The following is an 11,630-nucleotide window of genomic DNA, read 5'->3' on the forward strand; positions in this document are numbered from 1 at the left end:
ATCCACAAGTAACAAAATGAGCAAACGAGGTTCACCGTATCTTAGAAAAGCTCTTTTTCAAGCTGCCTTTATTGCTTCCTACTATGACCCTGTATTTTCTACCTACTATCAACAAAAACGAGCAGAGGGTAAGCATCACAAAGTAGCTGTCGGAGCAGTTGCCAGAAAACTATGCCATACCATTCATGCAGTCTTAAAAAACAATACACCATATGAAATCAGACAATAAAAACTAATCTCATATGATTTTAGGCTTGTGAAAACAGGTCTTTTTGTTATGCATAAATTTACATCTGATATTCAAAAACTTTTTCACTTACCTATTGACTTTTAATAGTTGGTCTTTCTAATCACAAAAGTATAATATATTTTTTCGTCTGTATAGGATTTTATAAATTCCTTGAATTGATTAGTATTTCTTCGAATTAGAATAAGTAAGTGCTAAAGCTATAGCTAAGACACCGCCTTTTACAATATCCATTGCGTAATATGGAACAGACATCATAATAAGTCCGTTTTCCAACATACCGATTAAAGCCGCTCCCACCAGCGTTCCTATTGCATTTGCTTTTCCTGCACCGGCTACGGAGAAGCCGATATAAGCAGCCGCTACAGAAGGCATCAGGTAAGCCGCACCGGCATTTACTTGTGCAGTTCCTACACGTGCCGCTATAAATATACCACCTAAAGCAGCAAAAGCTGAAGATAAGAAATAAGCAAGTATTCGGTATTTATTTACCGGTATACCGGAAAGTCTGGCTGCTTCCGGATTACCCCCTACTGCATACATAAATCTTCCGTGTTTTGTGTACTTTAAGAAGAAATGTGCAAAGGCTACTACCAATAACATAATTATAATAAGCCATGGTTCTTTTCCCAATGCTCTAAAAGCCTCCGGAACCAATCCTGTTGCAACCTCACCATTTGGTCTTGTCATACGCTGGGTAATTGCGCCACCGTTAGAATATGTCATTGCTACACCCTGGAACATAAACATAACCGATAAAGCGGCAACCATATCAGGTATCTTTAATTTTACAATTAATATACAGTTAATAACCGCAGCAGCTAAACCAATGATTAAAGTAAGTATAATAGAGGTTCCTATGCTCATGTTGTACCAAACAAACATAGTCATAACCACAAAGTCTGCTAAGTTTGCATTAGCACCGATAGATAAGTCCATACCATTTACAGCCAGTGAAAAAGTAAGACCAATTGCTATAATAGCTGTAATGGATATACTTCTTAAAATCGTTATCATATTATTACTTGTAAGGAATATACTTGAATTGGTTTCTTTGCTCCAGTTAGCAAAAGTAAATATAACAAATACAATTAATACTGTGCATAAAGTTCCCCATTTTGTAATAAAGTTCTTTAATTTATCTGGATTTTTTTTCTTTAATCCGCTTTTATCTGCCATCTTAATTTCCTCCTGTCGAAAAATAAAGCAATTCTTTTTCGTCAGTGTCTGCAACGTTTAATTCTTTTACAATCTCTCCATCATACATTACATACACTCTATCAGCTAATGTTAATATCTCCTGAAACTCACAAGATGCGTAAATAACACCTTTTCCCTGAGCAACCAGCCTTTCAATTAACTCGTACATATCACGTTTTGCACCAACGTCAATACCTTTGGTTGGTTCATCAAAAATATAGATTTCTGATTCAGAATTAAGCCATTTTCCTAAAACGACTTTTTGCTGATTTCCTCCTGAAAGCAAAGCAACTTCTTGATTTTCCGAAGGAGTCTTAATACCCAAATCTTTTATCATTTGACAGGCGTCTTTTCTTTCTTTTAAACTATTTACCACTGAAAATAATCCTGTATATTTCTTCATTGATGCTATACTAATATTGGAATAAACCGGATCTGTAATTAATACGCCTTCTCTACGTCTTTCTTCCGGTACCAGAGCAAACCCATGCTTTACTGCCGCATTAGGACTCTTATATTTAATTGCTTTTCCATTCAATTTAACGGTACCACTACTTTGTTTTAATGCTGAAAATAAAGTTTTGCATAACTCTGTTTTTCCCGCTCCCACAAGGCCTGCTATACCGATAATTTCACCTCTTTTTACATTAAGGGAAATATTCTTAACTCTTCCCTCTTCTTCTGTAAGTCCCTCTACTTCAAGAAGGACATCCCCAATATTGACATTTTTCTTTTTGTAGTTTTCTTCCATCTTACGGCCCAGCATTAATTCAACAATATCTTTTGTTTGCAGCTGTGGGGTAATGGGCATATTTTCAACTACTTTTCCATTTCTCATAACGGTAATGGTTTCACATATTTCAAAAAGTTCATTTAATCTGTGAGAAATAAAAATAATACCTACGCCGTCTTTTTTAAGTTCACGAACAATTCGGAATAATTCTTCTGTTTCTGAGTTAGATAAAGGCGCAGTAGGTTCATCCAAAATCAATAAACGACACTTTCCTACAACGCATCTTGCAATAAGTACCATTTGTTTCTGTGCCAGAGTCAAATCTGATACAATGGTATTGACATCCAAGTCAACATTGAGCCTTTCCAATGTTTCTTTTGCGGTTTTTCGAATGTCTTTCCAATTAACTACCTGCTTTCTTTTCATGTTATTTACCATTTCATTAAACATAACATTCTCTGCAACTGATAAATATGGAATCAAAGCAGTGTCAACCTCCTGGAATACAATTTCAATTCCAAGATCTTTCGCACTCTTAGGGGAACGAATTTCTACCGGTTCACCGTCCACATATATTTCACCGGTATAAGTGGTGTTGGCACCAGCAATTACTTTCATCAAAGTAGATTTTCCGGCACCATTTGCGCCAATAAGAGCATGTATGGTTCCGCCTGTCATTTTAAAATCTACATCGCTAAGGGCCTTAACACCAGGAAATTCGATAGATATATTTTTCATTTCAAGTTTAATTTCATTCATTCTGCTTCATCCTATTCCTATCATCATAACTACTATAAGGTAATCTACTTGATGAACGTAGCCGTTAATCAAAGAGTGAAATATCTTTTATTTATATGGGACTGCCTGAAACTGTCATTCTTCATATAGAATCCAGCACAATTGAAGTTTTATATAAGAATCTCTTTATGAAACGGTTTTCTTTCAGCTTAAACACTATTTCTAAATTACATTCTCAAAATGACAGTTCCGGCAGCTTTAAGGTTTAAAATTAAGGTTTAAATTTAGGGTTTAAAAGTATAATAGGTTTAAATATTGGAAGTTTATTTATTTTTTGATCTTAAAGCATCCATCCATTCAAGGTTGAAGGAATCAGAGGAAGATGCATCACCCCAACCATCCACTACTGTGTTAAGGTTTGTCATGTTAATATCAGCATTTAATGTAGTTGTTTCTACGTTTTGAGCTGATAAATTAAAGAAATCCTGAGTTTCTTCACCAGCAAATTTCATTGCCAATAATCTCATATTAACGATACCGATTAATTTAGGGTCAACAGCTGCAGTTGATTTCCAAACATCACTGTTAGAGATCATTAATTGAATATCATCGTTAGAAATATCAATTGTGTACATAGGAATATCTGTACGCCCTGCATCATTTAATGCCTGTAGAACACCTTTTGCCAATTCGTCATAGCATCCCCATATAGCATCTACAGTACCTTCCGGATATTTAGGAAGAATAGCAGATGTTTTGTTCGTCATATCACCACGAACGTTAGCTGTATCAGATGGAGCTATAATTTCAACTGTTTTAATCTTTCCTTCTGCTTCAAGCTGAGTATAGATTTCATTACGTCTGTCTAATGGAGGGATTCCAGGGCCCATAAAAGTTTTAAGAACTTTCATCGGATATTGGCCGCCTTTTTCTTCGAATTCTTTCATCATGAATCCTAAAGATAATTCTGCTAAAGCATAATCGTCTTGAGCTGTTGATGTAACACCTTGTAACAATTCGCCGCTGGCATCACCATCTTTAAATGGCATACTATCGAATGTAACGACTTGCATACCGGCATCTCTTGCAGGCTTAAGCATATCGTATGTATAAGATAGTTGGCCATGAGAAAGTATGATACCATCATATCCCTTAGAGATAACTTGTGCTACAACTTCCTGTGTTTTAGCGTCATCGCCGTCTGTAACATAAGTATCAACTGTAAATCCGAAAGCAGTGCCTTCAGATACACAACCATCAAGGAATTGTTGGGTATGGTCTCCAGCTGCCAGGTTACGAACAACTGCTACTTTCTTGCCTTCAAGTCCTTCAGGAATATCAGCATCAGAAACATTCCCGGATGTTGCGGGTTCTTCTGTCTTTTCTTCTGTTTTGCCTTGTGTTTCTGTAGTTTCCTGCTCTTTTGATGTTTCATAGGTATTGCCTTTTTTTCCGCCACATGCAGCCAGTGACAATACCATAACCAGTGTTAACAGTAGCGCTAATACCTTCTTCATAAAAAAACCTCCTCTTTGAGTTATGTTGTTTTTGTGGAATCTGACCATACTTTTATGGTTTTTCTTCCTAAACAATTATATAGTAACACTAACACTCAAAAATTACAACATTTTTATGAAAAAATTTCTTTATTTGATGTTTTAGCTGAAATTATTCATTTATTTTTATATATAAAGCACAAAAATTCACCGTAAAATGAGAATATAGAGTACAAATTATGGTCTGTTTCTATTCTGCTTCTTAGATGTATATCTAATTTTTTCTTTGTAAATACTTAATTTTAATTGTTTTGTGTTGTTTTGTTACTTTGTTTTATTGTGACTTTTGTTTGCTTATATATAAAAGTTCTTTATTTTACTTTGGGAAATTTTAGTTATCATTGAAGTCAGAATTTCTAAAGATTATGGAGAATATCATTGCGATTTCATGTAATTGTGGTTATAATGAAAAGGTATATTGATATAGTAAGTTATTGTAAAAACAAGATTTAGAATATTAATACATAGAAAGGAACTTATTATGATTTACAAAACTTCCGGTGTTTGTTGCTCCGAAATATCATTTGAAATTGAAGAAAATATTGTAAAAGATGTGAATTTTAAAGGTGGATGCTCAGGAAATGCTGCCGGAATCTCAAAACTGGTAGTAGGCATGTCCGTAGATGATGTAATTACTCGTTTAGAGGGTATTCAATGTGGTTATAAATCTACATCATGTCCTGACCAATTATCTAAAGCCTTAAAAGAATGGAGGAAATAGGTAATGAAGCGCATAGTCTTAACCGGCGGTGGAACTGCAGGACATGTTACCCCTAACATTGCTCTTTTACCGGCACTTACTAAAGAAGGCTTTGATATACATTACATTGGTTCCTATGATGGAATAGAAAGAAAACTAATTGAAGAGCTTGGAATCCCTTATTACGGAATATCCTCCGGTAAATTGAGAAGGTATTTTGATCCAAAGAATTTCAGCGATCCCTTTAAAGTAATAAAAGGAATGTTTGAAGCCAACTCTTTACTAAAGAAGTTAAAACCTAATGTAGTTTTTTCCAAAGGGGGATTTGTTACAGTCCCTGTAGTTTTAGCCGCCAAAAGAAGGGGTGTCCCGGCTATTATTCACGAGTCTGATATGACTCCCGGCCTGGCAAATAAAATCTGTATTTCTTCTGCAAAAAAAGTATGTGCTAATTTCCCTGAAACTGTAAAATACCTTCCTGAGGGAAAAGCCATATTAACCGGAACTCCCATCAGACAGGAGCTATTCTCAGGAAACAAACTGGCAGGTCTGGATTTTTGTGGTTTTACTGCTAATAAGCCGGTTATTCTGGTTATCGGCGGCAGCACAGGTTCTGTTGTGGTAAATGAAGCTGTTAGGAAAGTCCTTCCAACTTTGCTTAAACAGTATCAGGTAATACACTTATGCGGAAAAGACAAGGCTGATCCGGAGTTTAATAACCTGCCCGGATACATCCAGTTTGAATATATCAAGAAAGAATTAAGCGATTTATTAGATGCTGCCGATATTGTTATCTCAAGAGCCGGCGCCAATGCAATCTGTGAACTGCTGGCTTTAAGAAAACCTAATATTCTAATACCTTTATCCGCAGCTTCCAGCCGCGGAGATCAGATTCTCAATGCAGAATCCTTTGAGCGTCAAGGTTTTAGTTATGTTTTAAAAGAAGAAGCCTTAACTCCAGATTCTTTACTGGAGGCTGTGCATACTGTATATAACAGCCGCACGACTTATATAGATGCAATGAGCAAAAGTAAATTAAACAATTCCATTGATACTATTATGAATATTATAAAAGAAACAGCCTTATAGAAAACTGATGGCGTATCAATATTTTCAACACCGGCAAAACCCCGGGATAGAATATTGACACGCCTTTTTCTTTGAAATTATACTACCGGTATTAGCCTTCAATTGGCAGTTTATAGATTATAATCTTTTACGTATAGCATCTGCCAGTGCTGCAGCTTCTCCCTCACCATATTTTCCCGGATTCCAGGTTATATTCACCTGATCATCTTTGTACCTTGGTATTAAATGTATATGGAGATGGAATACCGTTTGTCCTGCTGCTTCACCATTGTTTTGTAATATATTCAGCCCGTCACATTTCAATTCTTCCTTCATAGCTTTTGCCACTTTAGATACAACAACCAAAGCTTTTGAAGCAAGTTCTGCATCCAGTTCAAATATATTAGGAACATGTTCTTTTACCAATAAAATAGCATGTCCTTTGGAAGCCGGAGAAATATCCATAATAATACAAAAATCATCATCTTCATATAGTGTGGTAGAGGGAATTTCTTTCCCAATTATCTTACAAAATATACAATTATCATTCATTTTTCTTCCTCCTTTACTTGTCGAATTTGGTTTTATTATATTTCTAATGCTAATATTTTATTTTTTTCTAAGTTTTAATTTGGCTTGGTTGTCGTTTCTTGTATATGAGTTTTTATTGTATAAAATCTTATATTCTGCTAAGATTACCCCAGGAGGTGAAAAAAATGTACACTAAGGAAGAAGAATTACAATTACAAGAATTAATAAAATCCAATAAAGAATTTGCTTATTTCATAAATAAATCTGATGAAAATTGCAAACTATTAATTTCCCACTTTTCTCATGAATTAAGAAATCCTTTAACCTTAATTAAGAGTACCGTTCAATTAATTGAATCAAATCACCCTGAGGCCAGGGACTTTAAATACTGGACCCAGTTAAATGAAGATATTAACGAATTAGAAGTTTTACTAACAGATCTTAGTTTTTATAATAATAGCGAAAAAATCTCTATTGAAAAGCAGGATTTACTTCTATTACTTAATTCAGTATTAAGTGCCTTTTATCCTCAAGCGGAACAACGTGGTATCCATTTATCATTAACAGTTGATGACAATGATAAGCCTTATTTTACCCAATTTCCTCATGATAGAATTAAAATAAAACAGGTGTTTACCAATTTAATTCGTAATGCATTTGATGCAACCAAGGCAGGAAATTATATTCACATTGAATGCAAGGCTTATTCTCCCACACATATTGCCATAGCCGTTCATAATAACGGGCATATGATACCGGAAGATGAAATATCTACTATCTTTGACCCCTTTGTTACATATAAAGCAGGAGGAACAGGTCTTGGATTAGCAATTTCATCAAGAATTATCAAAGCCCATGAAGGAACCATGAAAGTATCCTCTACCGAGGAAAAAACAAGTTTTCTCATTACATTACCTTTGTAGGTGACTATGCTTATTAATCAAACCTTATTATATTTTTTTATACTTATATCGATTATAGAACCTCTAAAAAATCCTTGCAGAAAAGTAAAGTACGTTTACACCCTTGAATTTATGGGTTTTTGCAAGGATTTTTAGTAAGGTTTTAGTGAAAGATCAGTATTGCTCCATTAAATATAATACCCATACTCTGAAATGTTGATAAGTAAGCATCTTAATTAGTTTCTACAAGGTTTTGAAGCGAAATACCTGATCGAATGTACGTAAAATTTTAAAGTTTCCTTTGGCAGTTAATTCTCCCGACATAAAAGCCCTTTGAAATGTCATTCTTCCGTTTGTTAACTTATTCATAACATCATATGTAGTTTTTGCAATGACATCTGCATCATTTTTTTCTCCATAGAAGCATTTTAGATCGTCACCATTTACCTCAACTACAAATGTTTTATTCAAATCTGATATTGTTATGGCATAACTTGCAATAAATTCATTAATAGGATAAAAACTATCTTTAAAGTTCTTTGCAAATTCCTCATTGGTACCTTCCTCTTGGTTACCCAGCATACCTTTAAATAATTGTGTCAATTCCTCAATGTCTTCTTTTTGCTTTTTCACATAAGCATCATCAGAGACATATATGGATAATTGTTCACTTTCCTGAGGTGTTAATTCCAATGCATTGGCCTTTAACAAATTCTTTTTTATTACAGAGTTACTGGTAGGCAATATTTTTGCTTTTTTATTTACAACTTTATAAAAGTTTTCTGCCTTTTTCTCTATAATCTGCGCATATGACAGATTTGTTTCAAAATCTACATGATCTTCCACATAGGCAGAGATACCCTCATATGGGATTCCCCCAAGAATCTCCCAAGACTTTATCAGAGTCAGCTCTGCTTCCCTCTCTCCATAGGCACTGGCAGTGACTACCGGCATCATATATAGTTTACTTAGATGCTCCTTGTCTCCATAAAGCCAGCAGGCGTCTAAAAATTGCTGCATAAATCCGCCAATACCCATCCATTCCACTGTAGTTGCCAAAATAACTCCATCGGCTTCTTTTAATGTCTTAGGTAGCATAGTGATACCATTCTTTTCTTCATATAAATTATATCGAACAACATTAACACGAAGTTCATTTAATACTTCTGTTATTTTATTGATTACATAAATTGTCGGATCTTCTATAAAACCTCTTCCGCCATAATATATGTTTATCTGCATCCTCTCATCCCCTTTCGAATTTTCTCTTATGCATTCTATAAAGAACAGCAGCTAGTATAGCTCCTGATAGTAAGCCTCCAATATGGGCAGCATTATCTATGCCCTGACTAGTCAATCCTCCATAAAGACTTAACAGGACAAACACCACCATCTGCCTTGAACTGATATCTTTGATTCTTCCCTTATTTATTAGAACAATAAAGGCCATTGCACCAACTACTCCAAAGATAGCCCCGGAAGCACCTGCTGATACTACATAATTATTTTTTACCATATTATACCCCAAGGAAGCCATCCCTGCAAGAAGTCCAGAGATAAAATAAATACAAAGATATTTTGCTTTTCCCACAATTTTCTCTAACTTATCTCCGATAAAGAATAAAACAAGCATATTATTGACTAAATGATCTATTCCAAAATGCAGGAACATATAAGTAAAGAATCGATAATATTCATGAGAGAATTCCATAGCAGGCCAGTACAATGCACCTTTATCCAACATATAATACAAATCATGGGTGGAGCCCCTTATTTCCATTATAAAAAACACCAATCCATTAATTAAAATAAGCAGATTTGTAACTGTAAATATAGAACCGTTACCTTTAGTTCTTCTTTCATAGGTTCTTTCCTGATTATACTGGTATTGAGTATATTCTTCTCCGCGACCACTGTGGCCTCTTCTCACATCATGATAGTAATTTTCCTTATCACCGGAAGCTTCATTATCTGGGGTAGTTCCATATAAAATATTATCAATCTCTTTTTGCAGCCCTAAAAACTCATCCCTGTGATTTTCATAGATAATCAACCTCTTATTTCGATTATCCAAGTACCAAACGTTGCTGTCCATTCCGGACATTTCTCGGACCTTCTCCATATTATCGGTATAGATTATGGTTAGAAAATGCACTATTTTATCTGGCTTATTAAAATTATTATAAATCTGACTTTGGATATAACGGAATTGCTCCTGCGTAAATTCTTGCCCTGTCGAAGCTTCATATACCGTTAAAAGATATATTTCCTGCTCCATATCCTTAAAATAAACACAGATATTCTCTACATTTACCTTAATCTTTCTAAACCCTTTTTCCATCATACAAGAATTCAACTTATCTAAAATCATATTTTATATTCCTTTATATTCTGTGTTTTCACATATATGTGATCTGCTTCTTTTTACGAATGTAAAGCTCTATTTCATATAAGATGCTTGGCCAAAAGATCGTTTAACTGCTTCTTTCCAACCGGCTATCAATTCTTGCCGCTCTTTCTCCTCCATATTGGAGGTAAATGTTCTGGATAGTGCCCAATTCTCTTTTATTTCTTTTTTATCTTTCCAGAATCCGGTTGCCAATCCTGCTAAATAGGATGCCCCTAAAGCAGTGGTCTCTATACAATCTGGCCGCATAACAGTTGTATCTAAAATATCAGCCTGAAATTGCATTAAAAAATTATTGGCACAAGCTCCCCCATCTACCTTCAGATGTTTAATGGTTAAAGATGCATCCTGTTCCATGGCTTTTATAACGTCATAAACCTCATAAGCAATGGATTCCAAAACAGCACGAACAATGTGGTTCTTATTGACACCTCTTGTTATACCAATTATAGTACCTCTTGCATATTGATCCCAATAGGGCGCCCCAAGGCCGGAGAAAGCAGGAACTACATATACTCCATTACTATTCTTTACTTCCATTGCACATTCCTCTGACTCTGCTGCGGTTTTTATAACTTGTAATTCATCTCTTAACCACTGTATGGCTGCACCTGCAACAAATACACTTCCTTCCAAAGCATATTGTACTTTATCATTGTCACTGGCTGCAATGGTAGTTAATAAACCATGTTGGGACTGAATAGCTTCTTCTCCTGTGTTCATCAGCAGGAAGCAGCCAGTTCCATATGTATTTTTGCATTCACCCGGTTCAAAGCAGCCTTGTCCAAATAATGCTGCCTGTTGGTCTCCTGCTACTCCTGCAATAGGAATCTCATTGCTAAATATTCCAGGTGCTGTTAATCCATATACATAACTGGAAGGTTTCACTTCCGGTAACATTGACCTTGGAATATCTAATCTGGCAAGAATTTCTTCATCCCACTCAAGGGTATGAATATTATATAACATGGTTCTTGAGGCATTGGTGTAATCAGTTGCATGTACTTTACCTCTTGTCAGATTCCAGATCAACCAGGTGTCAACTGTACCAAATAGCAGATTTCCTGCCTCCGCTTCTGCCTTGGCTCCTTCTACATGTTCTAATATCCATTTTATCTTGGTTCCCGAAAAATATGCATCCGGGATTAAACCGGTTTTACTTTGAATTACTTTATCAAAGCCAGAGTCTTTCAGCTCCATAATCATATCAGATGTTCTTCTGCATTGCCAAACAATGGCATTATAAACAGGTTGTCCGGTATGTTTATTCCACACAACGGTAGTTTCTCTTTGATTGGTAATTCCGATACCTGCAATTTCTTCCCCGCAAGCTCCTATTTTACTAATTGCCTCTGCTGCAACACCTATTTGGGTAGACCATATCTCCATAGGATTATGTTCTACCCAACCGGACTTAGGATAAATTTGTGCGAACTCTTTCTGAGCCATGCTGCATATCCGGCCCCTCTTATCAAATAATATACACCGGGAACTGGTAGTTCCCTGATCCAATGCCATTACATACTTTTTCATATACATCCTCTTTCT

Annotated in this window: 11 protein-coding genes; 4 read left to right on the forward strand and 7 right to left on the reverse strand. The window is 35.4% G+C overall.

The features are described 5' to 3' along the window. Positions 1 to 229: transposase (locus BM183_RS11145; protein ID WP_139221517.1), on the forward strand; the 229-nt coding region annotated here is incomplete at its 5' end. A 180-nt stretch (positions 230 to 409) separates the two neighbouring features. On the opposite strand, the gene BM183_RS11150 is transcribed toward BM183_RS11145, so the two are convergent. The 3 genes from BM183_RS11150 to BM183_RS11160 form a co-directional block, all read right to left on the reverse strand. Next, positions 410 to 1,426, reverse strand: a complete 1,017-nt coding sequence (locus tag BM183_RS11150; RefSeq protein WP_091686967.1) for an ABC transporter permease — start codon at positions 1,424 to 1,426, stop codon at positions 410 to 412. Position 1,427: 1 nt separating this feature from the next. Then, on the reverse strand, positions 1,428 to 2,939 hold the full coding sequence (locus tag BM183_RS11155) for a sugar ABC transporter ATP-binding protein (protein ID WP_091686968.1): 1,512 nt from the start codon (positions 2,937 to 2,939) through the stop codon (positions 1,428 to 1,430). Positions 2,940 to 3,241: 302 nt separating this feature from the next. Then, on the reverse strand, positions 3,242 to 4,435 hold the full coding sequence (locus tag BM183_RS11160; protein WP_091686969.1) for a substrate-binding domain-containing protein: 1,194 nt from the start codon (positions 4,433 to 4,435) through the stop codon (positions 3,242 to 3,244). Between the two features lie 520 nt (positions 4,436 to 4,955). Between BM183_RS11160 and BM183_RS11165 the strand changes: the two genes are divergently transcribed. Both BM183_RS11165 and BM183_RS11170 read left to right on the forward strand, forming a co-directional pair. Then, complete coding sequence (locus BM183_RS11165; RefSeq protein WP_091686970.1) at positions 4,956 to 5,195, forward strand: TIGR03905 family TSCPD domain-containing protein; 240 nt, start codon at positions 4,956 to 4,958, stop codon at positions 5,193 to 5,195. A gap of 3 nt (positions 5,196 to 5,198) precedes the next feature. Further along, on the forward strand, positions 5,199 to 6,263 hold the full coding sequence (locus tag BM183_RS11170) for an undecaprenyldiphospho-muramoylpentapeptide beta-N-acetylglucosaminyltransferase (RefSeq protein WP_091686971.1): 1,065 nt from the start codon (positions 5,199 to 5,201) through the stop codon (positions 6,261 to 6,263). A gap of 117 nt (positions 6,264 to 6,380) precedes the next feature. Here the strand turns inward: BM183_RS11170 and BM183_RS11175 are convergent, their stop codons facing one another. After that, positions 6,381 to 6,794 carry an HIT family protein gene (locus BM183_RS11175; RefSeq protein WP_091686972.1) on the reverse strand — a complete coding sequence of 138 codons (414 nt, stop codon included), beginning with the start codon at positions 6,792 to 6,794 and terminating at the stop codon, positions 6,381 to 6,383. Between the two features lie 164 nt (positions 6,795 to 6,958). Between BM183_RS11175 and BM183_RS11180 the strand changes: the two genes are divergently transcribed. Next, positions 6,959 to 7,696 (forward strand): sensor histidine kinase, encoded by a 738-nt coding sequence (locus tag BM183_RS11180; protein ID WP_170847970.1) that lies wholly within the window; start codon positions 6,959 to 6,961, stop codon positions 7,694 to 7,696. A gap of 222 nt (positions 7,697 to 7,918) precedes the next feature. Here BM183_RS11180 and BM183_RS11185 read toward each other — a convergent pair whose 3' ends face one another. The 3 genes from BM183_RS11185 to glpK form a co-directional block, all read right to left on the reverse strand. Continuing rightward, entirely contained in the window at positions 7,919 to 8,917 is a 999-nt protein-coding gene (locus BM183_RS11185; protein ID WP_091686974.1) for an SCP2 sterol-binding domain-containing protein, read from the reverse strand. Between the two features lie 4 nt (positions 8,918 to 8,921). Further along, entirely contained in the window at positions 8,922 to 10,046 is a 1,125-nt protein-coding gene (locus BM183_RS21045; RefSeq protein ID WP_242960973.1) for a rhomboid family intramembrane serine protease, read from the reverse strand. Positions 10,047 to 10,115: 69 nt separating this feature from the next. Next, on the reverse strand, positions 10,116 to 11,615 hold the full coding sequence (gene glpK, locus BM183_RS11195; RefSeq protein ID WP_091686975.1) for a glycerol kinase GlpK: 1,500 nt from the start codon (positions 11,613 to 11,615) through the stop codon (positions 10,116 to 10,118). Positions 11,616 to 11,630: the final 15 nt, after the last annotated feature.

The organism is Anaerocolumna aminovalerica (genome assembly GCF_900115365.1).
Classification (GTDB): Bacteria; Bacillota; Clostridia; order Lachnospirales; family Lachnospiraceae; genus Anaerocolumna; species Anaerocolumna aminovalerica.